General features: G+C 56.1%; 18 protein-coding genes. 13 read left to right on the top strand and 5 right to left on the bottom strand.

The window, feature by feature from the left end:
* The first annotated feature begins 45 nt into the window (after positions 1-45).
* The 6 genes from AABO57_23345 (at position 46) to AABO57_23320 (ending at position 5464) form a co-directional block, all read left to right on the top strand.
* Positions 46-588, top strand: coding sequence for a hypothetical protein (locus AABO57_23345; protein ID MEK6288664.1), 543 nt, complete (start codon positions 46-48; stop codon positions 586-588).
* A gap of 189 nt (positions 589-777) precedes the next feature.
* The gene (locus tag AABO57_23340; GenBank protein MEK6288663.1) at positions 778-3372 is read left to right on the top strand and encodes a carboxypeptidase regulatory-like domain-containing protein; all 2595 of its coding nucleotides are present in this window, start codon (positions 778-780) and stop codon (positions 3370-3372) included.
* Between the two features lie 108 nt (positions 3373-3480).
* Complete coding sequence (locus AABO57_23335) at positions 3481-3714, top strand: hypothetical protein (protein ID MEK6288662.1); 234 nt, start codon at positions 3481-3483, stop codon at positions 3712-3714.
* 128 nt (positions 3715-3842) lie between these two features.
* A complete protein-coding gene (locus tag AABO57_23330; GenBank protein ID MEK6288661.1) occupies positions 3843-4052 on the top strand; it encodes a hypothetical protein in 210 nt (69 codons plus the stop codon).
* A gap of 442 nt (positions 4053-4494) precedes the next feature.
* Positions 4495-4659 (top strand): hypothetical protein, encoded by a 165-nt coding sequence (locus AABO57_23325; protein MEK6288660.1) that lies wholly within the window; start codon positions 4495-4497, stop codon positions 4657-4659.
* Positions 4631-5464, top strand: coding sequence for a hypothetical protein (locus tag AABO57_23320; GenBank protein MEK6288659.1), 834 nt, complete (start codon positions 4631-4633; stop codon positions 5462-5464). The genes AABO57_23325 and AABO57_23320 overlap by 29 nt, the downstream gene beginning before the upstream one ends.
* A gap of 221 nt (positions 5465-5685) precedes the next feature.
* Here AABO57_23320 and AABO57_23315 read toward each other — a convergent pair whose 3' ends face one another.
* From AABO57_23315 to AABO57_23305, 3 genes are all read right to left on the bottom strand, one after another.
* Positions 5686-8007, bottom strand: a complete 2322-nt coding sequence (locus AABO57_23315) for a protein kinase (GenBank protein MEK6288658.1) — start codon at positions 8005-8007, stop codon at positions 5686-5688.
* Between the two features lie 181 nt (positions 8008-8188).
* On the bottom strand, positions 8189-9049 hold the full coding sequence (locus tag AABO57_23310; GenBank protein MEK6288657.1) for an alpha/beta hydrolase: 861 nt from the start codon (positions 9047-9049) through the stop codon (positions 8189-8191).
* A 204-nt stretch (positions 9050-9253) separates the two neighbouring features.
* Complete coding sequence (locus AABO57_23305) at positions 9254-9571, bottom strand: SdpI family protein (protein ID MEK6288656.1); 318 nt, start codon at positions 9569-9571, stop codon at positions 9254-9256.
* Between the two features lie 335 nt (positions 9572-9906).
* Between AABO57_23305 and AABO57_23300 the strand changes: the two genes are divergently transcribed.
* The 5 genes from AABO57_23300 (at position 9907) to AABO57_23280 (ending at position 16748) form a co-directional block, all read left to right on the top strand.
* Positions 9907-11181 (top strand): serine hydrolase domain-containing protein, encoded by a 1275-nt coding sequence (locus AABO57_23300; GenBank protein MEK6288655.1) that lies wholly within the window; start codon positions 9907-9909, stop codon positions 11179-11181.
* A gap of 141 nt (positions 11182-11322) precedes the next feature.
* Positions 11323-12657 (top strand): thiol-disulfide isomerase, encoded by a 1335-nt coding sequence (locus AABO57_23295; protein MEK6288654.1) that lies wholly within the window; start codon positions 11323-11325, stop codon positions 12655-12657.
* A gap of 81 nt (positions 12658-12738) precedes the next feature.
* Positions 12739-14007: a cytochrome c gene (locus AABO57_23290; GenBank protein MEK6288653.1), complete on the top strand. Its 1269-nt coding sequence runs from the start codon at positions 12739-12741 to the stop codon at positions 14005-14007.
* Positions 14008-14201: 194 nt separating this feature from the next.
* Complete coding sequence (locus AABO57_23285; GenBank protein MEK6288652.1) at positions 14202-15113, top strand: hypothetical protein; 912 nt, start codon at positions 14202-14204, stop codon at positions 15111-15113.
* A gap of 99 nt (positions 15114-15212) precedes the next feature.
* Complete coding sequence (locus tag AABO57_23280) at positions 15213-16748, top strand: amidohydrolase family protein (GenBank protein MEK6288651.1); 1536 nt, start codon at positions 15213-15215, stop codon at positions 16746-16748.
* 255 nt (positions 16749-17003) lie between these two features.
* On the opposite strand, the gene AABO57_23275 is transcribed toward AABO57_23280, so the two are convergent.
* Both AABO57_23275 and AABO57_23270 read right to left on the bottom strand, forming a co-directional pair.
* Positions 17004-18353 (bottom strand): serine hydrolase domain-containing protein, encoded by a 1350-nt coding sequence (locus tag AABO57_23275; GenBank protein ID MEK6288650.1) that lies wholly within the window; start codon positions 18351-18353, stop codon positions 17004-17006.
* 212 nt (positions 18354-18565) lie between these two features.
* Positions 18566-22093 carry a TonB-dependent receptor gene (locus AABO57_23270; GenBank protein MEK6288649.1) on the bottom strand — a complete coding sequence of 1176 codons (3528 nt, stop codon included), beginning with the start codon at positions 22091-22093 and terminating at the stop codon, positions 18566-18568.
* Between the two features lie 575 nt (positions 22094-22668).
* On the opposite strand from AABO57_23270, the gene AABO57_23265 reads away from it, so the two are divergent.
* Together AABO57_23265 and AABO57_23260 are read left to right on the top strand one after the other, a co-directional pair.
* Positions 22669-23463, top strand: coding sequence for an SDR family oxidoreductase (locus tag AABO57_23265; GenBank protein MEK6288648.1), 795 nt, complete (start codon positions 22669-22671; stop codon positions 23461-23463).
* A 228-nt stretch (positions 23464-23691) separates the two neighbouring features.
* Complete coding sequence (locus AABO57_23260; GenBank protein ID MEK6288647.1) at positions 23692-24525, top strand: SDR family oxidoreductase; 834 nt, start codon at positions 23692-23694, stop codon at positions 24523-24525.
* Positions 24526-24579 lie beyond the last annotated feature (54 nt).

Genomic DNA, 24579 nt, shown 5'->3' with positions numbered 1-24579 from the left:
ATGCCTGCGCTCCCAGGTACTTGAGTTAATCGAAAGGAGATTCACATGATGACACCACGTGTAAGGACCGCAACCGCGTTTCTGTTTGGCCTGAGCCTGGTGTTTAGCGCAAACGCCTTCGCTCAGAACTCCGAAAAGCCTGTGAAGATGAAGGACCTTCCTGAAGCCGTCCGCAAGACCGTTCAGGAACAGAGCAAAGGTGCGACTCTGCGCGGTCTCGCAAAAGAGGTCAAAGACGGACAGACGTTCTATGAGGCCGAACTGAAGGTCAATGGTCACAAGAAAGACGTGCTCATTGATTCCTCAGGGGCAGTGGTGGAAATTGAAGAAGAAGTCGCCCTGGCTTCGCTCCCGGCGGAAGTTCAAGCGACGATCAAAAAGGACGCCGGCAAGGGAAAGATCACCTTCGTTGAGTCCATCACCAAAAACAACACGATCGAAGCCTATGAAGCACATGTGACCAGGGCGGGTAAGATGTCCGAAATTAAGGTAGCGCCTGATGGGAAATTGATCACCGTTGAAAATGACCAGGACGACAACGAAGAGAAACCTGAGCGTAAGAAGGCGCCGAAAACGAAGAAGCCTTAGGTCACAGTGTTCGACAACTTCAGTTTGTCGCCGTCCGGCTGATGGCGTTGAGAACCTGCAACGGACTGAAGTTTTGTCGGGCGTCCTCAAACCGCTTGGTTTTCAGAAGCCGGATCAACTATTCTTGAACTCACCCGTAGCATTTCGCTGCTGAATCTGCAGTTCAAAGGTCACTGCGAGAATAACGAAATGCGGCGTACTACAAAAGAAAGCTTGGCGCGGCGGATACCAAGTTGTCTGGTGCTAATGCTCATCGCGGCGATCGCGGTCCCCGGCCAGAGTCCGCCTCAGTCGTACGAGGTCTCAGGCGTTGTGATCGATCCGAGCGGGGCAGTGATCGCCGAGGCCAAAGTTACTCTTCGGCGAGATGATCAACGCACCGAACAATCAAAGACAACCAATCAAAAAGGCGAGTTTCGGTTCCCGCGCCTGCCGAGCGGCAATTACGAGCTCGAGATTCGAAAAGATGGATTCAAGCCGACGACAACTCAGCTTACGATTGGCGCGAAACCAACGGCTCCGCTCGAAATTACGTTGCCGATCGCTGACGTGCGCGAAGAGATTGCCGTCGCTGATAGGCCCAATCAAGCAAACACAAATCCGGAAGAAAACCTGGGTGTCATCAAGCTGGATCGCGAGGCGCTAAAAAACCTGCCGGTGTTGGGTAATGACATCATTTCCAGCGTGGCGAACCTTGTGGACGCCAGTTCGACTGGATCGGGCGGTCCGACGGTTCTGGTCGATGGCCTCGAGACAACCAGGAAGGTCCCGGCCTCGATGATTAAGGAAGTGCGGATAAATCAGAACCCTTACTCGGCTGAATTCGCCCGGCCGGGACGAGGGCGGATCGAAGTCATTACCAAACCCGGTGAACCGGAATATCACGGCGAGTTCAACTTCATCTTTCGCGATTTTCGGCTCGATGCGCGCAACGCCTTCGCGCTCGAACGCCCGCCCGAGCAGCGGCGCATCTTTGAAGGCGCCTTGACCGGCCCACTCGGCCGCGGCGAAAAGACCTCGTTCTTTTTCAGCGTCGACAGGGAAGAAGAAGATTTACAATCGGTGGTCTTCGCCCGCACACCGGCGGGCGTGTTTTCCGCAAATGTGGCCAATCCAAACCGGGATACCGAGTTGTCTTTTCGGATCGACCATCAGGCGAGCAAAAGAACGACCTTCTCGGTTCGTTATGAGTTTACCGTTGACTCAACCAGGAATGGCGGCGTCGGCGGATTCAATCTTCCTGAAGTAGCCACCAATTCGAATGGCCGCGAGCACCAGCTTTTTTTCAACCATCGCCTGATCATCTCGCCCAGTCTGGTCAATGAATTCACCTTGCGCGCCGGGACCGATAACAACGTGACGCGCAGCGAGCGGCCGGGCATTCCCAGATTGGTCGTACCCGATGCCTTTACCGGGGGAGGCAGCCAGGCGGATCGGCGCGCGACCGAAAACCACGTCCAGCTTAACGAGATCCTGTCGTGGAATCATGGCAAACACTTTGTAAAAAGCGGACTCAACATTCCGGACATCAGCCGTCGCGGATTGAGTGACCGGACCAACTTTGGCGGCACCTTTTCCTTCTCCACAGTGGAAGACTATTTGAACAACCGGCCCTTCCTGTTTTCCATCAACCAGGGCGACGGTTATTTGGTGTTCTGGCAAAAGGAATTCGGCTTGTTTGTGCAGGACAATATTCTGGTGCGGCCAAACTTCTCGATCGCGCCGGGCTTGCGTTACGACAAGCAGAATTATTTGGGCGACAAGAATAATTTCTCGCCGCGGCTCTCGTTCGCCTACGCGCCGGATAAGAAACGTAAAGCAGTTTTGCGGGGCGGGGCGGGGATCTTTTATGACCGCACCGGCGCCGGTCCAATTGGCGATAGATTGCGCTTTGACGGCCGCAGATTACGCCAGGTGAATATTACCGATCCCGGTTATCCGGATCCGCTCTCGTCCGGGGGCACGCTTGCAGCGCAACCCGTTAGCATCGTCCGGTTCGCTCCCAATCTGCGCTCGCCTTATACCTTTCAATTCACCATGGGTCTGGAGCGACAACTCAACAAATCGCTGACGGCAACGGCCACTTACATCAATACGCGCGGGAGCAAGCTGTTTCGTTCGCGCGATATCAATGCGCCGCTGCCGTCCTCGGTTGAGCGGCCGGATCCGGCTATCGGCGTGCTGCGCCAGGTGGAATCGACGGGTCATTCACAGACGCACGCATTGGAGTTGATGTTGCGCGGTAAGATCAGCCGATTCTTTAACGGGACTATCCAATACAACCTTGGGAGGGCTTACAACAACACCGGCGGAATCAATTCGCGGCCGGCCAACAACTATGATTTGACGAGCGAGTGGTCGCGCGCCGATTTCGATGAGCGCCATCGGTTCAACCTGCTGGGTACAATGAAAGCCGGCGAATGGCTGAATCTGGGGATGACGCTGGCGCTCACCAGCGGCCGACCATACAGCCTCACGACCGGGCGTGATGACAATCGCGACAACCTGGCTAACGACCGGCCAGCGGGCGTGCGTCGCAATAGTCTGCAGGGCCCGGGAGCGGCTACTCTCGATCTGCGTTGGGCCAAAGAGCTCAGCTTGAAAGAGCCAAAGAAAGGAGAAGACGAAGGTCCGGCCATTACTCTCGCTGTCGCTGCTTTCAATGTGCTGAATCGGACTAACTACGCTGGCTTCGTGGGAAACCTCAGCTCGCCGTTTTTCGGCCTGCCGGTAGTCTCGCGGCCGGCGCGACGCACGCAGCTCACTTTGGGTTTCAGGTTTTAGGTTTTTCGTTTCGCGCGTGGGCATCACCGTCGGCGAGGCTGGTTTTGTGGGCTCTACACCAGAGACCCACCTCCACCGATATCGAAAAGCGCGCCTATTGGAAGAATAATGAAGCCATCGACGAAAGAATTTGTGTTATGCGTTGACGACAGTGGATACAAGATGTCGCTGATTCTCAGCAAAGTCTATCCCGTGATACCGGATCCAACGGCAGCCAAGGATGATCTAGTACGCATCGTCGATGAGAGCGGCGAGGACTACCTCTATGACAAGAGCCATTTCGTTTTTGTTGAGTTCTCGACTGCAGTCCGCAAAAAACTTCTCGCTGTACGCTCCTCATAGTTGAAGCTTGATCACGTGCCTGCTGACGCAGAATGCTGGACAAACAGGACCGGGGAGCGGAGCCTCGGGGGCGGCTTCAGATAGATGTGCTATAATGCGCTCTTATAAACTTCCGCTGAGAGGGATCTATGAGAACAGAAGTAACCGATCAAGGTCTACTCATTCCCAAACGGCTTCTGGAAGGCATCAAGGAAGTGGAGATCAGGAAGGAAAACGGTCTGATTGTAATCGTTCCTCTTCCTGCGAATGACCCCATCCTTCAGCTTGGCCAAGATCCAATCGACGACGATGTAACTGATGCTTCGGTGGAACATGACCGGTACATCTATCAACGATGAGCAAAGTCTTCCTTGATACGAGCTATTTGTTAGCCCTGGAATTAGCGAAAGACCAAAACCATCTGGCGGCCAAACAGCACTGGCAAACCATCATTCAGTCGCCTCCGTCATTTGTGACGACATCCTATGTCTTCGATGAGGTTGTTACCTATTTCAATAGTCGAGGGCATCATGCAAAGGCGGTTCAGGTTGGGAACAATCTTTTGGTTAGCACTTCCGTCGAGCTAGTTCATGTTGATTAGGCGCTATTCTACGAAGGGTGGCAGTACTTCCAACAACATCAGGACAAGGATTTCTCTCTGACGGATTGCATATCTTTCATAGTGATGAAGCGGCTCGGTGCTAGTATCGCGTTTACTTTTGATGACGACTTTGTTCAGGCTGGTTTCAATAGGCAGCCATAGCGCAACCAATCTGTCGGTCAGTCCGCAATCAACGAGGTATGCTCTCAACCCTCCTCTCCTACTTCCAACGATACGGCTACTGGGTGGTCTTCTTCGGCGTGATGCTGGAAAACGCGGGAGTACCCGTGCCCGGCGAGGCCATTCTCCTGGCCGCCGGGTCCTTCGCTGCCTCCGATGATTCATATCCTTCCAGAAGAGTTTGAAGCGTATCGCGACAAGACGTGGCGCCGGATGCCGGAGCTTCGAGTCGAGGACGTCGTGCGCGCTGAACAGTTTGTCGAATCGTTGGGCTTCTGCGCGACGTTGACCGACTCGCGGAGACCCGGACCTTCGCTTTACATCGCAGTCTGTGGCCGCCGCGACGCTTACATGCCGCGCAACGTTCAGAAGGACCCCGAAGCGAGTCTCGCGTGGTACATCAAAGACGAGGCCTTGCGTCGCGGCCGTGTCTACTATGCGAAGCTAGTGAAGCGAAAGTCGACGTTCATAGCGCCGCGACTCATTCCGCACTTCAACGTGCTGTGGGGAGTTCCGCGAAGAAAAGAATCCGAGCTGCTTTCGCCCGGCGCGCGCGCGATTCTCAAAACCCTTCGCCGCGAATGGGAGATGGGGACTCGGGACCTTCGAGCGGAGTCAGGGGTGACCGATCGCGCGCGGTTCACGCGAGCCATCGACGAGCTTCAACGCGCGATGAAAGTCATTCCGTCAGAGGTCCTTTACGAACCGACGTTCACTTACATCTGGACGCTGGCAGAAGGACGCTTTCCCCACGAGCTATCGACAAAGGTGTCGCGTCGCGAGGCGCTGTGCGAGATAGCCCGCGCGTTCTTACAAGGGGCGGGTCTGACCGTTCCCGGGGAGTTGGCGCGTGTGACCGGGCTATCGCGCCCCGATGCCGGGCTCGGCAACCACGCGTTGGTGGATGAGGGATATGCCGCGCGAATCGAAGCTGGGGTTTATCGTCTAACCGGGCTTGAGAAGGATCTCAGCAAGCTGCTAACTCACTGAAGAGTTTTCAGGCGTTAAGGCCGTGTCAAACCTGAGTCGGGCTAGCGTTGAGTTTGACGTGTTGAACCTTATGGATAGGCGGTTCGCTTATTACTTCGGGAGTCCGTTTGAGGGCACGCACTCGGGGCGCCTCGTCAGTTGAGCGTTCGGGTGCGCCCGTCATTCCGCTAGGCCACGTAGATGGCGCGACGCTCGCGGCTTTTCGACGCGAATATCGCCGTCTAGCGAGAGACGGAAGTCTCAAGCGGCAATCCGATGCGCCGCAATAGTTCGTTGAACCTGGGGTCTGAGTGCAGGCGGTCAAAGGACTGCTGTACCTTCAGGAAAACCAGAAAACCGTTGTGCTCCTCATAGGCCTTTTCCAGCCAGTCGAATGCCCTATCTGTATCTCCAAGCGCTGAGTAAATCGACGCTATGAAATATGCGGGCATATATTTTTGCTGTCGTATCGCCAGTAGTTTGTCGAGTCCCTGGCGCGCCTCGTCGAGCTTTCCCATTCCTGCGTAACTGCCTGCAGCGATAATCATGGCCACCGCTCCGCCGCCCAAAGCAATAGATTTCTGGATAACTTCTAAGGCTTCGTTGTACATCTCTTTCGCTCGATATGCGTACCCCATGAGAGTATAACCGCCGTGATGCCGAGGCTCGATTTCGATAATCTTGCGTCCTCGTTCTAGAGCTCGATCGTACTGCCGGGCGTAGGCTAGGATATATCCCATATGCGTGTTCTGTGTCATCGAGAGTGGATCAAGCTCGAGCGCGCGACGGCTTTGCGCCAATGCTTCTTCCATCTGCCCCCGCGCTATGAAAACGTAGCCATAATTCTGATATGCTAGAGGATTGTTTGGATCCAACTCGATGCCGCGCTTGAATTCGAGTTCAGCTCCGCGCCAATCCCAATCATAGAGACATTTGAGCGACGCCAGAGAAACGTGAGCTTCGGCCAGGGTGTCGTCGAGTTCGAGAGCTTTTGCCGCCGCTGTCTTCCACTGCGGCACCGTCTTGTCCGGAGGAATATAGCCAAAGATCCAGAGCCTTCTGTAGGAATCCGCGAGCCCGCTGTAAGCCGGCGCGTAGCCGGGCTCGATCCCAATTGCCTGCTCAAAGTATTCGACGGCCTTCTTGCACCCCTCTTCCGTGTACTTATTGAGATGAAACCGTCCCAGGAGATACAGCCGATAGGCTTCCGGGTTGTCTATGCGGCGCTGGAGCAGCGCAGCTCTTTCGGTGTCGAGCAATCTGACTTTCAGCGCGTTGGTAATGGCAAGCGACAGTTCATCCTGAATATCGAATATGTCTTCCATCTGGCGATCGTACCGTTCTGACCAAATATGGTAGCCATCAGCCACGTTGATGAGTTGCGCCATGATTCTCAACCGATTTCCAACTTTTCTCACACTTCCTTCAAGAACACTGCTCACATTCAGCTTCATGCCTATTTCGCGTACGTCGGCATTCTTGCCCTTGAACGAAAAGGCAGAAGTGCGAGCCATCACCCGCAACCCGTCGAGTTTTGCCAGCGCGTTTATCAATTCTTCGGCAAGCCCCTCGCAAAAATACTCGTTGTCAGGGTCTGCGCTCGTGTTTGCGAACGGCAACACGGCAATCGAAGGGAGAAGCTTCGGCAATTCCCCCGAACTCTGCCGTTCGATTCCTGATGGGAAGCTACGTGAGATTTCAGCCTCAACCTCTAAACGTTGCTTCAATCGCTTGAGATCAATTAGCAAGTCTTTGGCTGATTGATACCTTTCTTCGCGATCCTTGGCGAGCGCCTTGGTAACAATACGCTCCAACTCGTTTGGAACATTTGGCGCGAACTGACCGAGGGGCGCAGGTTCCTTGGCCACTATTGCGACGATCACGTCTGTCGGTGTCGGGCCATCAAACGGCCGGCGACGGGCAATCAACTCATAAAGCACCACACCCAGGCTGAAGATGTCAGTGCGCGGATCGATTTCCAGTCCTCGCACCTGCTCCGGCGACATGTAGTTTGCTGTCCCCATAACTGTGCCCGGGGCAGTGTCGGCCTTGGCGATAGTTGCGGCTTCCGTGTCGGTTGTTGGGCCTTTTTCCCCGATCAGTTTTGCCAACCCGAAGTCGAGCACTTTTACATAGCCATCCTCTCGTAACATCAGATTCTCGGGCTTGATGTCCCGATGCGCGATACCCGCCTGATGTGCTACCGATAGTGCGCTCGCAACTTGGATGCTGATATCCAGCGCTTTGCTCAACTCGATTCTTGTGAGTGCAGCATATTGACGCAGCGTCTTGCCCTCTATGAATTCTGTGGCGATGAAATGCAGGTCTTCGGTCTGGCCGACTTCAAAAACGGTAAGGATGTTGGGGTGATTGAGCGCAGAAGTGGCCCGCGCCTCCTTCTCAAAGCGGCGCAACCGGCTCTCATCCTTGGTGAATTGAGCGGGTAGCACTTTTAAGGCGACCTTGCGGCCCAAGCGCGTGTCTTCAGCTAGATAAACCTCGCCCATTCCGCCTGCGCCGATTTTTTCAATGATGCGGTAGTGGGAGATGCTTTGAGATATCATCCAGGTGTCACGCCTTGATATTCATCGTCAGGCCGCTGAGACCCGCGGAAGGCTCAAGAGCGGTAAGTCAAGGTCTTACCCGAGGAATCTTCAACGCTCAATTATACGCAATTTGGGATGAGAGAAAAGAGCCAAATAGTGCTGAAGAAGGGGCGGTGTTCTGGCGCCCAGCGTCGCGGCCTCAGGGCTCGAGGAGAAACTTCATCGTCTCTGTTAGGAATACCTCCAACTGATCGTGGTGGACCCAGTGACCGGCGCCGGCGACTTTGATCAGACGCTGGTTCTTGATGACCTGAGCGCGGCCGTCCGATTCAGGATCGGGCGCCCAGCTTTCCATTCCCCAGAACAACAAGACCGGACATGTGATCTGGCCCATTATCTCGACGAAGTCCTCCCGGTTGTGACCGTAAGGCGCGAACGGCCGCGCATAGTTGTCGAACTTCCACACCAGCGAACCGTCGGCGTTCCAGTTAGTGCCGTGAAGCGTCAGATGCCGGGCTACTTCATCTGAAAGATGCGGGTTGGCTTCTTTCATTCGGGCGACCGCTGAATCGAGGCTCGGGTAGCTGTGCGGGTCACGGCGCTCGGTCTGTCGAATCGCTTCGATCCAGTTGCGCATTCGTTCCGAGGCAGGCCGGAATATGCGATGGTTGGTGGGCGGGCCCAGGCCTTCGATCGAGATCGCTTTCTTTACTCGATCCGGGTAGACGCCGGAATAGAACAGGGTGACGATCCCGCCCAACGAATGGCCGACCAGGTAGATGGGAGAGGCATTGATGATGTCGGCGAGTGCCGAGAGGTCAAGCACGTGCTCGGCTATGCTGTAGAGCGCTCCGGGAGCCCACTGGCTATTGCCGTGCCCGCGAAGATCGATTGCATAGACGTGAAACTGCGTGCGTAGCGCTCGGGCGACCCAATCCCAGTTGCGAGCGTGATCCAACCCGCCGTGAACCAGGATGAGCGCGGGCTTGCCTTCATTGCCCCAATCCCAGAAGTGCAGCTTTAAGCGGTGCGAGTAATAGTAGTGTGAAATGGGCTCCAACGGTTCCTCCAATTTGAAGCGAAATCGGTGCGAATCCGTCAAACCCGCGGTCATGGGTGGTCTATGGGTTCGTAAGAATCGCATTTGCCACCGCCGCATAGACCACGGGTGAGACTGATTCGGCGGATTTGCGCGGATACCCCACTCATTGACTAGTGAAGCGCATGTTACAGGCCACCATCTTCGCGGATCTATGCTTCGGGATTAGTTTCTGAAGACCCGTGCCAGATACACTTCGGTGAAATACATTGCGAGGAATGGGAGCGATAGAGTCAATGCCAGCGAAAGTGTTTGGGCTAGATCATTCAACTCGATCACGCTCCACAGGCTAACCTGGAGTGACATCGCAGTCAGCGTCAGGACTGCAAGGGCTGCCCCGGCAAATCTGTTTGCTGTCTGCCAGGTGGCGTCATTGACCATCGATCGCGGCGAACCATAGCCGAGGGCCCAGTGGCGTCTAAGCCTGGGGGAAAACCAATACATAGTCGCGCCGCCCAGAATCAGCACGATATCGCTCGTCATCAAGAGATATCCGTAGATCAACATTTGAAACAGCAACTGCCTTTCAGATTCACTTTGAGGAAGGGGCCGCCTTCTCGGTCCGAATTAAAGCCCAGGATGCGCGCAGGCGTCAAGCATAATCTTTGCGAGCTGGAAGTTCCCTGATGCACCCGCCGGACCTCGCGCTTGACACTCTTGCTTTTGCTGATATAAAACCGCAGCGGCTGGCCGCTGCGCTTGAACCATCTCAAAAGAACTCTAAATCGAAGGCAGCAGCCAGATCGTGGCCTTACTTGGTGGAATCATCTCTCGGTAGCACATCGGAGGAGCAAGAATTGTTACGGAAGGAGAAACTCATGAAGCCGTCTACTCGCGTGATGTCGATTTTTGCGGTTGTACTTTTGGCGGTTGGCGCTGCTGGTCAGGGAATTCGCTCAGTCGCGCCAAACGGAACAGGGCTTTCCAACGAACGTCTCGATCGCATCAATGCGGTGATGAAGGAACACGTAGCCCAGGGACATATCGCCGGGGCGATCGGCCTGATCGCGCGCCGAGGCAAGGTGGGCTATTTCGAGACCTACGGATTTCAGGACAAAGAGGCCGGGGTCAGCATGCGCAAGGACACGATCTTCCGCATGTACTCGATGACCAAGCCGATCACCGGCGTCGCGGTGATGCTGCTATACGAGGAAGGTAAGTTCTACCTCAGCGATCCGGTCTCCAAGTATCTTCCCGAGCTTGCCAACATGAAGGTTGCGGTTGTCGAAACCGATCCGCAGACCGGCAAGAAGACGCGTTACAGCGTTCCTGCTCAGCGTGAGATCACGATCCTCGATCTGCTGCGGCACACTTCAGGGATCGATTACCGAGGGCCCGCAGACGCGGAAGGTAAATTCATTTATGAAAAGCTCGGGACCAACTCCACCGATCAAACAATCGGCGAAATGGTCAAAAAGATCAGCCAGGCGCCGCTGGTACATCAACCGGGGACGATGTGGGAGTACGGCCTCTCGATGGATGTTTTGGCGCGGCTGGTCGAAGTCGTTTCGGGCAAACCCTACGACAAGTTCCTCGAAGAACGGATCTTCAAACCGTTGGGCATGGTCGACACAGGCTATACGGTGCCGGCTGAGAAGGCGAGCCGGTTTTCGAAACTCTACGCGCCAGCCGATGGTGGGACCATCAAGCTCAACACCACGCCTGCGCAAAGCTCTTACCTCAAGCCCGCGGTGAATTTCGGCGGCGGCTCGCAATCGGTGTCAACCGCTTCGGACTATTTGCGGTTCTGCCAGATGCTGCTCAACGGAGGGGAGCTTGACGGCGTTCGACTGTTGAGCCGCAAGACGGTTGAGTTGATGACTTCAGACCACCTTGGGGAGATGCCGCGCGGCGGCCTGCTGCCAAAGGGCTACGGCTTCGGCTTCACAATGGCAGTCGGTCACAGCGCCGGGAAGACCGGAGTGATTGGTTCGGCGGGCGAGTACTTTTGGGGAGGCGCCGCGGGAACGCGCTTCTGGATTGATCCCAAGGAGCAGATGATCGGAATTTTCATGATTCAGATTTTGCCCCACACGAATCTGACGTACGGCACCCAGTTCCGGCAACTCGCTTATCAGGCTATTTCGGATTAGTGGTTAGTCAACAATGCGATAGTTCAATTGACAACCGCTCGACTTAGGGCTAGAGTTGACAAACAGTTAGAGGACATCTCGCTGGTTCAGCGAGATCAGTGGAATCAAAACTTCAGTCATCGCTTAAGAAGAGGAGAGAAAATGAAACGCACCAGCGGACTTTGCCTGACTGCGGGGCTGCTGTTGGCCGTGGTCTTCCTATTCCAGTTGTCGACAAGCGCTAGCGACAAGCCGCCATCCTCAGTCACCTTCAACAAGGATGTCGCGTCGATTCTGTACAAGAACTGCGCCGCGTGTCACCGGCCGGGCGAAATCGCTCCAATGTCGCTGCTCAACTACAAAGAAGTTCGTCCCTGGGCGAAGTCGATTCGCGAGGTCGTCGTTGAGCGCCGGATGCCGCCCTGGCTCGCTGATCCGCAACACGGCGAATTCGCCAACGACCGCCGTCTCTCCCAGAAGGAGATTGACACCATCGTCGCCTGGGTTGACGCCGGAGCTAAAGAGGGAGACGTAAAGGATCGGCCGGCCGCTCCGCCATTGCCGGATGTAGGTTGGAAGTTCGGGAAGCCGGACGTTGAGCTTGCGATGACTCTGGAAGCGAGCGTGCCCGCGGACGGTGTGGTTGCCTATAGGCACTTCGTGGTGCCCACCAACTTCACCGAAGACAAGTACGTTCAGTTTGCTGAGATCAAGCGAGGTGATCCGAGCGTGGTGCACCACGTGATCGTCAGCGTGCGCGAACCTGGTCAGGGACCGTTGCCGCCGGCGGGCGAGATCAACCTTGGCGCAGCCGCCAACCGCGAAGGCGAAGCAAGAACTGCTCAGCAATCGAATCAGCCCGGCGGCAGAGGTAACACTCAGGACGGAATGCTGCTTGGCTGGGCGCCAGGGATGACTCCTCTGAACCTCCGCCCGGGCCACGCCAAGCTGATCAAGAAAGGCTCCGTGCTCATTTTCCAGATGCACTACACGACAAACGGACAGGCCAGTAAGGATCGGACAAGCATAGGTGTCTACTTCGCAAAGGGTCCGGTCGAGAAGCGGGTAATCACAACCGGCGCGGTGTCTCGCAATCTGGTGATCCCGGCCGGCGACCCGAACTACGAATCAAAAGCGACCTTTAACTTTAAGGAAGACTCTCACATCGTCAGCTTCATGCCGCACATGCATGTTCGCGGGAAGGACTTCGAGTATAAGCTGGTGTACCCAGACGGCACTTCGAAGATCCTGCTAAAAGTGCCGAAGTATGATTTCAACTGGCAACTGGTTTACTTCATGAAGGAACCGGTCGCCGCGCCAAAGGGCAGCCGCATCGAGTGCGTCGCGCACCACGACAACTCCGAACGGAACAAATACAATCCTGACCCGACCAAGGAAGTTCGCTGGGGTCCGCAGACGTGGGAGGAGATGATGATCGGGTGGTTGGACTACACCATGGATGGTCAAAATCTCCGGACCGAAACCGCGTCCAAGTAAACCTTCAACGGCACGGACCGCGCCCGGCATTGCGCGGTTCGTGCCGACTAACAACAATCCGAACTCTTCGTAGGAGGGTGTATGAAAATGCGCTTACTCAAATTGGGGGCCGTTATCGCAGGGCTAAGCTTGCTCCTGGTGATTGGAGCCTCTGCGAGCGGGCCTGCTAAAACCAGCGCGACTTTCACCAAGGACGTCGCTCCGATTCTTTACAAGCGCTGCATCGAGTGTCACCGGACGGGCGAAATCGCTCCGATGTCTCTGCTCAACTATCAAGAGGTGCGCCCGTGGGCCAAGTCTATCCGGCAACGCGTGGCGGAGCGCTCGATGCCGCCCTGGTCTGCTGATCCGCACTACGGAAAGTTTTCAAATGACGCGAGTCTTTCTCAAAAAGAGATCGATACGATAGTGGCATGGGTTGATGCGGGCTCGCCCAAGGGTGACGACAAGGACATGCCGCCGACGCCGAAGTTCGTAGAGGGCTGGACGATCGGCAAGCCCGACGTCGTGCTCGCCATGCAGGAAGAGCACTCGATTCCCGCCGACGGAACTGTGCCTTACCGTTACTTCACGATCCCCACCGGCTTCAAAGAGGACAAGTGGGTTCAGGCGATGGAGATCAGGCCCGGCAACCGCGGCGTGGTGCATCACGTTATTGCCTTCGTTCAGGAAGCTGGCGCCACCACGCGTCGAGGGGGCGGCGGAGGTGAGTCGCAGCAGGGCAGGGGCCAGTTGGGAGGTATCACACCAAACAAGACCGGCGTGGTCTTTAGTCCCGGCACTGCGCGGCTTATCAAAGCGGGCTCGAGCATAGTCTTCCAAATGCACTACACGACAAACGGGGAAGCGACAAAAGACCGCACGAGCATCGGGCTGGTCTTCACCAAGGAGCCTCCGACTCGGACGCTGGTTACGGGCAATGCCTTGAACGCGCGCTTTGTTATTCCGCCGGGAGAGGCCAGCCACGAGGTGAAGTCATCAACTACGTTCAAAGAGGACGTGCATCTGACGTCTTTCATGCCGCATATGCATTTCCGCGGAAAGGATTTTATTTACACAGCAGTGTATCCGGATGGCCGTTCAGAGGTCCTGCTCAGCGTGCCGAAGTATGACTTCAACTGGCAGTTGACCTACGTGCTGGAGAAACCGATCGCGCTTCCCAAGGGGACGCGACTGGATTGTGTGGCGCACTTTGACAACTCGACTAAGAACAAATTCAATCCGGATCCGACCAAGGAAGTGCGTTGGGGCGATCAGACCTGGGAAGAGATGATGATAGGCTGGTTCAGTTTTACCCGTGATGCTGAACAGCGCGAGACGGCCGTCGCTAAATCGCCTTCGGCCAAGTGAGATCGGGTGGCGACGTTCGAGAACATAGCGGGCGGTCTCCGTGCGGGAGGGCCGCCCGTTTCTGTACTTGGGAGCGCAGGCATCCTTGCCTGCATGGCGTTGCTCGAAAAGAAAACAATTGGTTAACGGGATCAAAGGCAGGCAGGATGCCTGCGCTCCCAGGAATCTCATTTTATACTCGGAGGATGGAGTTAATGCGTAGAGCACTCGTTGTTGTAGCGATGATTTTGACTCAATGTTTCGCGACGCCGGGCCAGTCACCCGTCCGGCTGGAGGGCCGTTGGGTCGGCACCGTCGAAGGGCTACAAGGGAGGCAAGCGGCTGTGGCCACTTTCAAAAAGGAAGGCGAGAAGTACACCGGTACCATCACAGGCTTGCGGCCAGGCATGGATGCTTCTCTCAAGGACATCAAGCTGGAAGGCGAAAAGGTGACCGCCAGGACTGAAATAGAGACGCCGCAGGGCAATGTGGCCATCACCTACGACTTCGTTGTGCAGGGCGACACGATGAAGGGAAAGGGCGAAGCCGAGTTCGGCGGGCAGACCTACGGTTTCGATTTCGACATGAAACGAGGTGGTGACGCGCCCCCGGGGCAGCAGCAATCGCAGCCTCCTCCGGCGCAGCCCAGGCGAGAGGTACCCCAGCCGCAGCAAAAACAGTCAATCAGTTACTTTGTCGGGCAATGGAGCTTCAACTGGATCGGCCGTGAGAGCGCGCTAGGGCCCGCGCCCAGGGAAGGAACGACTACGTTCACACTTCTGCCTGATGGTAAGTCTCTCGATGCGCGCACCGAAGGAAAAGCTGACGGCAAGGCTTTCGCTGAAACCGCCGTGATCACTTTCGATGACGGAACCAAGATGATGACTTTCTCCGAGCGCATCGCCAACGGCATTCAGATTCAAAGTAAGGCCGACTGGCGCAGCCCAATCTCGATCCGCTTCACCGTCGATCCCATCAAGGTGAAAGGACAGACGCTCCTTTTGAAGCGAGTCATCTCGATCGTCGCCGCGCACTCATTCACCGTTACAGAAGAGCTGTCGGAGAACGGCGGACCTTTCGTTCGGCTCGGCAGTGCGATCTATGCCAGAGTCGCGGTCAGCAAATAGTCCGAATGCCGGTTCGGAGTTCAACCTTTAGGTTGCCTGCCGTTCGTGGGGGGGCAAGCTAAAGCTTGAACTCTGAACCTCAAACAGGAGGCAAATGCCATGTGGATACCGAAATACAAGCGCGATGAGTTGAAGGGAGTTGATTCGCCCATACCGACTCAGGTCGTGTCGAATGAAGAGATCCTCCCGCGGCCCCAGAGCAAGAAGCAGCAACAGGTCGAGCACCTGATCGGTAAATGGGGCGCGGAGAATGCTAAGCGGCTGGGAATGAACCGCCGCGACTTCATGCGTTCGTCCATGGGGTTTGCGACTGCGGTGCTCGCCATGAACGCGGTACATGGCGATTATTGGGAGGTTGATGCGGCAGAGGCTTTCGAGCCCGCGGCGACGTCCGAAAAATGGCCGAAGGGCGACTACTTTATCCTCGACGTTCAAACTCACTTCACCAACTCCTACGATTTGGGAGTGGAACGTCGCGCCGGCTCCGGCGGTGGGTTTCGCCAATATGAGTTCCTCAAGAACATGGGCTTCAACCTGAAAGGCGACGCAGAAGCCTACAGCTTTCACAACTTCGTGAAAGAGATATTCTTCGACAGCGAAACCAGCATGATCGTGATCAGCGGCGTGCCGACTAAAGAGAAGCAGCGGGGCGTGGACGGCAAGGTGCTCGAGGGCGCCGACCGAAGCCGCACCGCGCTGCCGAGCTGGTTGATGGCCAAGCGCAAGAAAGACCTCAACGAACTGGCCGGCTGCCAGCGCTCCCTTTCTCAGGGCAACTGCGCGCCAAACCACTATTGGGACAAGGTAAAAAACCAGCCCGATTGGCCGGCACTTTGGGAGCAGATGGAGCGCGAGGTGAAGCTTTACGGAATCGACTCGTGGAAATGGTATTGTCACACCGATCCCGGATCGAGCGGCGGGGGCTTCCAGCTCGATGATGACATGTCGGCGAAATTCTATGAGAAGTCACGGCAGTTGGGGCTCAGGCTGTTCAGCGTCCACAAGGGCTTCTCTTATCAGTCGCGCACTCTGGGACACCTGGCCAACCCCAAGGACGTGGAGAAGGCCGCGCTTCAGAATCCCGATCTAACTTTTGTGATCTATCACTCGGCGTTGAAGCACGGGCCAAACGAGCCGAATTACGTCGCTGACAACGAGTTCAACGCGACCACCGGCGACTTCTTGTGGCACAACGTGCTGATGGACATCAAGGAGAGGAATCCGAAGATCAGCAATGTCTACTGCGAAATCGGATCGTCGTTCGGGCTGCTCGCCGTCGAGAATCCAGCGATGTGCCAGCACCTTATGGGGAAGAACATCAAAAACTACGGCGCCGATCATGTCATCTGGGGAACGGATTGCCTGTGGTGGGGTTCACCGCAATGGGCGATAGATCTCTTCAAGCGATTTCAATTCACCGACGAGATGTGCGAGAAGTTCGGCTACAAGAAGCTGACCAGGGAAGACAGATCCAGGATCCTCGGATTGAACGCCGCGAAGCTCTACAAGGTAGACCTGAAGGCAAAGCGCAATGGTCTGCCCGCGGACGCGCTGACGAAATTCAAAAAGGTTTACAAAGAGGAGGGTGGCCAGGCTTCAAACAGAGCTTACGGTTGGGTGCGAGCCGACGGCTAGCTAGCTACGAACGGACACCGGTTCTTCACAGATTCGTGCTTTCTTTGGCGCGGCTGTCTTCCTACTTCCACGATTATTTGGAAGCCGCCCCTCCTGCCTTCGCCGTTTCTCGTGTGAGATTTTGGCTATCTATCGAGTGTTCTAAAATAGCCTGCCAGCATCTCATCCCGCGTCTGGCCTCCCGATCGCACTCTCGCCATGGGGGCCGGGGTTGTACTTGTTCTTTGTTGCTTGTCATCCTTCCGCGATTCGCCCTCAACGCATCGGGGCACGGCTCGCAGTCAGCGACCCGGGTTTGGCGCTATCGACGATGGACTGATTGGCCAGCGCCATAAACTCCTGGCGGATGTTCAGGTGGTCGTAAGGCCGCACCTGCGTCATAACGATGCCGATCAGCTCCTCTTTCGGATCGACCTGGAAATAGGTGCAGAACGCGCCTCCCCAGCCGTAAGCGCCCGCCGAACCAGCCTGGCCCGTCACGCCGATGTCCTTGACAACGCTGTAACCCAAGCCGAAACCGAAGCCCGGTCCCGTCAACCAGACCGGCAGATCGCCGATGTGATTGGTCGTCATCAACTCGACCGTCTTGCGGCCCAGGATGCGCACGCCGTCAAGCTCTCCGCCGTTGAGCATCATCTGATGAAACCGGAGATAGTCAGCCGCAGTCGAAGCCAGACCGCCCGCGCCGGAAAAGTAGTTGTGCGGCTCTTTGACGTATCGGCTCTCGGCGTTGGGCGCCTCGACCAGCTTGAGCTTATTCCCGTTCGTAGCGTCAGGTTGATAGTTCGCGGCGAAACGATTCAGCTTGGCCGCTGGGAGATAGAAATGGGTATCGCTCATCTTCAGCGGCTCGAAAATTCTCTTGCGCAGATACTCGTCAAGCGTCATGCCGGAAATGACTTCAACGAGGCGGCCGACGACATCGGTCGCCGGGCCGTACTCCCACGCCTCGCCCGGATTGAAATTGAGCGGCATCGTGGCGAGCCGCTTCACTACATCGACGATGGTTTCGTTCGTGTTCTTCCGCGGGTAGTTCTTTGTGAACTCCGCCCGAGTGATTCCCCGATAGTTATTCGGGAATCCGGCCGTGTGTGTCAGAACGTGTTTGAAAGTGATCGGCCGCGTTGCAGGCACGAGGTTGTAAGGCGCGTCCTTACCTGCTGAAGGCTGCGCGGCCTGCGCGATCTTCATGTTGTCAAACTCGGGAAGGAACTTTGAGATCGGATCAGAAAGCAGAAAGTGTCCTTCTTCGTACAGCATCATCAGACCGGTGGAGGCAATGGGTTTGGTCATCGACGCAATACGAAAGATGGTGTCAGTGGTCATCGGAGCCTTGGATTCAACATCGCGATAACCGATCGCATCGAAACTGACCACGCGGCCGCGCCGGGCCACGAGCGTGACCACGCCGGGAACCAGCCCGCGATCCACATAGCGCTGCATCGCTTTGCGAATGCGCGCCAGCCGTTCGGCTGACATCCCGACCTGCTCTGGTCTGGCTGTTGGCAGCCCCGGCTTTGCTGACTGCGCGACCACTCGGCCATCTCCGATGGTGAACGTGAAGAACATTGTGGCGATCAGCGATAAGACCGTAATTCGTTTCATGTCAGCCTCTTTCTCGCAAGTTTGTTTGTCCTTTGCTGGATGGCGTATCTCAACATGGTCGATCCCCACCCCATTTTGTTGGTTCGAACGATCCGATGCCCACGTGGTCCGATGTCATTTTTCAATGGTGCGGAGATAAGGGACTTCGTGCGGGTTTTCTGAAGCGGGGCGGCGCGGAGAGTCTCCCCGCCGCCCCGATTAAAAGGCTTAGCCTAGAAGCTCAACCTCGCAGCGAACTGGAATGCGCGGGGGCCGCCGGAGCCGAAAATCGAATTGACCCGGCCGGTAGGCTGACCAAAGTTGAAATCCGGGTTACGACCGGGTGCCGTTGCGGTGGGCCGAATCCATTGATCCAGAGTACCGCTGAAACCGGTCAGGTTCGCGATGTTGAAGATGTTGAAGCCCTCCGCGATCAAGTTGAGCCTGATGTTTTCACGAATCGGGATGACGCGCGTCACGCGGAGATCGTGCGTCATGAAGCTGTCGCCAAAAGCGAATTTCTGCGGTAAGACAATAAACGGGAACGCGGTACCGATGATATCGCGCTGCGGGCCCTTCGGAATACCCGTCAACGGCGTGTTCTGCGGCGCCGCGTAGGTGGCGTTGTATTCGTTCACTAGCCGCCTGATGTCATTAGGGCTCAGGTTATGGCCGAATGAGCCGATAGTTGAACCGGGGAGGCGGAACGTAAAGGTACCGTCCCCTTCGATATCAAAGCCACCAAAGCCAATTCCGCCGAAAGAGGCGTTACCCCCGCTTATGTTGACCGAAACCGGAGCCGCAGTTGCCATTTGCACAATCGTTGACACCTGCCAGTCATTCAGGATGCCTCGCATCCATTTCTCGCCGCCCTTTAACTTGGGCAACTCCCAGATTCCACTGGCCGTAAAGCGGTGTCTAGGGTTGGTAGTGCTGGTGCCGATACTTTTGTGAAAGTCGGTGTTGTCGATGACCCGGCCCGACCACGTCTTGTAACGGGAGAGGGAGTAGGCCGCCCCGAACTGGACGCCATGAGAGAAGCGCTTGTCCACCTTTATCTGCAGGGCCTGATACTTGGAGAGAATTCCCGGCATCCCATATTGGATTTCTCCGTTTGAGCATGGGATCGCTGCAAAGGCTCTCGGATTTGTCCGTGCCAACAGATTTTGTGCTGCCGTACAGGCCGGAATAACCGGGTTTCGAACAAGAGTGGCAAGATTGGCGGTCCCGTTGGCGGAAAGTGAATAGGTGTTGGGAACGAACCTGTTCCAGAGATTGAGGTCAGGGAACATTTGATCGAATCCCGAGTGTCCAGATCCGAACCCGACTCCCCGCCGCATCACAAAGTCAGCCGAAACCGAAAGGTTATGCATTACCTCGCGTTGCAAGCCGAGATCGACCTGTATGGTGTAGGGCGTCCGTGCGGAGTCCTTATTGTAGATCGCATCCAGGAATTGAGCATCGACAACCGCCTTTTTGGTATCAACACCTCGGAACGCAAGATCCTTTCCGTCAAATGGCAGGGCGGCCAGGAACAGGCCCCTGGCCGTTGCCAGATAGTTGAGCATGTCGCCAACTGTCCAGTTAGTGGGAGCGGTGAAGTTTAGAAATCCCGCCGGGTTTTCGGGGTTCGGCAGCGATACGCTGGTGACCTGCTGCAGTCCGTTACCCGCCGGACCCAAGATTTTCCGCTGCTCGAGACTGAAGAAGTTCACGCTTTGGGAGTTGTGATGAAGAGATGCGCTCGCGCGAACAACCGTCTTCTGATCGTTACCAAGCGCCCACGCAAATCCCAAGGCAGGATCAAAGTTCTTGTACCTTTGAGGAACCTTGCCCGAGTCATTTCCGAACAGCGGTGTCAGGTAGCCGGAAGGCGGGAAATCAAGGTCGTGGTAGAAGACCTTATCCTCGAACGACCAACCCAATCCGTAGTTGAGCGTGAATCCCTTAAACATCTGCCAGGCGTCCTGAATGTAGAAGCGAACGAGATTGTTCCCAGTGGCCTTCTCGTAGTTGTAAGGGGCAGGCTGGCCCGGGCTCCCGACTCCCATGCTCAGGTTGCCGGTCATTGGGAGCTTCAGCAGGTCCGCGAAGGTTGCACCCGTCCCCCCGGTCAGCAAGCTCGCGGGAATATTCGCCGAACCGAAAGTTCCGGGATTGCCCAGAATCTGCGTCGGGCTGAAGGCTACAAACGTTCCTTCGTAATTGCGACCCCAGCCCCCATGGGAGTAGCTATGTTCCCAGTTGCCACCGAAGCGCACACGGTGGGACCCCTTTGTCCAGTTGACGTTGTCTGTCCACTGGAAGGTGCGCGGGTGGCGATTCTGCAAAGCATTCGGATCGTTTCCTATCAAAAGCCCGCCAAAAAAGGTAATTCGAGGGCCGCCTACGCCGAAGCACGAGCCAGGGCCTCCACCGAGAGCCTCACACTCCGCGAGTGTCGGCGGAGAGAGGAAGTTTCTGAAATACGAGTAGGCGAACCTGAAATCGTTTACCACGGTTGGCGTTAAAACGCTGGTCAGACCCATTTGGGTCTGGTACGCGAAATTGCTGGAAGCGATCCACGACGACTCCAGGTTGGTCCCAGCTATACCATCATTGGCATCGATGTTGCCTCGCAGATAGGCGGTGTGCTTCTGGTTTATTGTAGAGTCCAGCCGAACGCCGAGGAGATGGCCATCCTGGGGCTGCTGCGCGACATGGTTGAACCCGGAAAGGACCGCATCGCTAAAGGTAATGGTACGCGCCCCCACCTGGTCATTACGCTCGTAGTTGGCAAAAAAGAAGATCTTGTCCTTCTTGATTGGCCCCCCGATGGTGCCTCCAAACTGTCTCCGCACAAAGAAGGGGTCCAGGGCACGCTTGCAAGCTTCAGACGCAGGATCTGTGCATAGTATGTTGCGGCGAGTTATACCGTTCGCCAAGAACTCGGTCGGGCGTTTAAGGTCCGGGAACGCGGCCATATTGTGGTCGCGGAAAAAGAAGAAGCTGCTCCCGTGAAATTTGTTGGTCCCGGTTCTGGAGACGATGTTCACGGCCCCCGCCGAGACGGTGCCAGTGGAGAGGTCGAAGGCTGTGGTGCTGATCTGAAACTCTTGCACTGTCTCACTGGAGAAATTCTGCGAAGTGCCGCCGGTTATGCGGTCGTTGACCCTCGCTCCATCGACAGAAATCAGCGTCATCTGGGAAGGGGCTCCTCCCACCGAGACGGTGAAGTAGCTATTGGGGTTGGCAACTCCGGAGTTGGCGTTGTAATTCACCGATACGCCGGGCTCCAACAACGCGATCGATAGAAAACTTCGCCCGTTCGTAGGCAGGTTCTCGACTTGATGCCGGCTGATAACGCCGCCGACAACGGTATCGGTTGTGTTGATGACCGGGGCCTCGGCAGTCACCTCGACGACCTGGGTAACTACGCCGACGGTCATTGAGAAGTTGGCGGTCGTGGTGGCGCCGACCTCCACAGTCAGCGTCTGAATCTGAGTAGAGAATCCCTGATGCTCGGCTTTAACTTCATATTCTCCCGGCACGAGGCTCTCGAGCGCATAAATGCCATCACCTCCGGCGTTCATCGTGCGGACGGCGCCGGTTGCCTTGTTCGTCGCGGTGACGGCAGCATTCGTGACTACTGCATCATTTTGGTCTTTAACGACTCCTTTGATCGCCCCAGTCGCGTTTTGAGCAAAGGCCTGGATACCCATAGCCATCAACAAGACCAACATCGCAAGCGAGCGGAATAAATGGTTGACGTGAGTCTGCATAGACTTTCTCCTTGTGGCTGCACCATTGAAGGATGATGCGACGCCTTTTTTTGCAGGCGTGTGTCCGCCTGAGACCTAGCGAGAAAGGGTGAGAGTAGCGCCTCTCATCCTGCAAAAGAGAGTTGCTCAATGACCTTAGCCAAGGGCTTAGTCCTCAGGCTAAGATCCGCAGGTAAATTGCTAACAGAGGCCGACTTCAGAAAGTTAGCTCAGGCCCGAATTGCACCGGCACAGCGGATCCGCCCCTGAAAGCATGAGCAGGTCCGCTAAAGAAACTCGATAAAAACTTGCCTGTAAGAAGAAGAATTGCGAAATACTGGCCCGGACTCTGATCCCGACCGGCCAGTCGGGCGGCATATTATCGCAGGTGCCTACTGTTGTCAATCAGGGAAAATCTCCTGGCGGCAACAGAAAAAAAGAAGAGCCTTAACAATCCTCAAAACTTCACAGGGCTTCTAAGCGTGTGCTATATTTTGCTGCTTCTTTTTTCAGACCGCGGAAGCCATGGGAACCACTTGAAGCTTGTCGACGATGAGGCAGACCGAAAACACTCGAGTTCAAGGTCAGGAGGACTAATGAGCGATCACGATCAGGCGATCAACGTTCAAGATTTATTTTCGATCAAGGGCAAGGTCGCTCTTGTTACCGGCGGCTCTCGCGGGATAGGGCTAATGATAGCGCGTGGCTTCGTCGAGGCTGGCGCGAAGGTCTACATATCATCCCGCAAGAAAGAAGTTTGCGATGCCGTGGCCGAAGCGCTCTCAAAGATAGGCCAGTGTGTCTCGATTCCCGCTGACTTGTCTACAACCGAAGGGCGCGGGGTACTCGTTCGCGAGGTGTCGGCGCGAGAGGGGGCGCTGCACGTTCTGGTGAACAACGCCGGCGCGGCCTGGGGTGCTCCGTTGGAAGACTATCCGGAATCCGGCTTTGATAAGGTTATGGACACCAACGTCAAGTCAGTCTTTTTTCTTACAAGGGACTTTATACCGCTACTGGAGAAAGCCGCCCGTCCCGATAATCCTGCCAGAGTGATCAACATTGGCTCGATCGATGGACTCAAGGCGCCGAGCGTCGAGAACTACGCCTACGCTCCAAGCAAAGCCGCGGTCCACCATATGACGCGAGTGCTTGCCGTAAAGCTCGGCCCGCGCGGCATCACCGTCAATGCAATCGCGCCCGGCCCCTTCGAAAGCCAGATGACCAAATGGCTGCTCGATAATTTCCGGAAGCAGATTGAAGCCGACTGTCCGCTTGGGCGAATCGGTTCCCCACCGGACATGGCTGGAGTAGCTATCTATCTCGCGTCAAGAGCCGGCGCTTATGTTAACGGCGTGGTGATCCCTGTGGATGGCGGGATCTGTATAACGTAAAGCCCTTGGGAGCGCAGGCATCCGTGCCTGCCTCTTCTCGCGCAAGCCGAGCAGGCAGGGATGCCTGCGCTCCCAGGGGCCTGCCGGTGAGCAATCGCGCGTTCTTACTAATCCGCTTCAATCTACTGCCGGTACAATCTGCTTTCGTCTTCCCCATTGCCTCGTGTATCATCACGCGCTACGAATAGTCGCAGTGGCGACTCACAGATCGATCGAAGGGGATACAAGATGTCAGATTACAGACTTCTTCAGAGCAAATCCGCAATCGTTACCGGTTCCGGCCGCGGCATTGGACGCAGTATCGCGAAGCTCTTTGCTGATCACGGAGCTTCGGTTGTGGTCAATGATATCGACGAGGAAGTGGCGGCAGCGACAGCCAAGGAAATCATTCACGCTGGCGGCAAGGCTGTCGTTTGCGCTGGCAGCGTCACCGATGTGGAGTTTCCCGATCGGCTGGTTAAGACTGCCGCCGAAGCCTTCGGCGGAATCGACGTCATCGTCAACAACGCAGGCTATACCTGGGACGCCGTCATACAAAATATGACCGACGAACAATGGTACGCGATGATCGACGTGCATCTGACCGCGCCGTTTCGCATCATCCGCGCGGCGGCCCCGTATATGCGCGACGCAGCCAAACAGGAGATCGCTGAAGGCAGGCGGGTACAGCGAAAGATTATAAACGTCTCTTCGACCTCGGGCGTAGCCGGGAATGCGGGCCAGGTCAACTACTCCGCGGGCAAGATGGGGATCGTCGGGGTGACAAAGACGATCGCCAAAGAATGGGGCCGCTTCAACGTCAATGTGAATGCGGTCGCGTACGGTTTCATCGACACGCGGCTCACCCAAGCCAAGGAGAAGCAGGAGACAATCGAACGCGCGGGCAAGCAAGTGGAGCTTGGCATCCCTGAACAGATGCGCCAGATGGCCGCTCAATTTATCCCACTAGGTCGCGCGGGCAGCCCGGGTGAGGCCGCAGGGCCGGTGTTATTCCTCGCTTCGCCGCTTGCCGATTATGTAACCGGACATATCCTGCTGGTGACCGGCGGGTCCTATGTGTAAGCGACTCGCGAGATTTGGTGCGAAGGAAATAGGCGTAGTCGCATCATTCATTCC

Source organism: Acidobacteriota bacterium (assembly GCA_038040445.1).
Taxonomy (GTDB): Bacteria; Acidobacteriota; Blastocatellia; order UBA7656; family UBA7656; genus Onstottus_A; species Onstottus_A frigus.
Note: the sequence above shows the minus strand (reverse complement) of the source record. Positions and strands in the feature narration are given on the sequence as shown.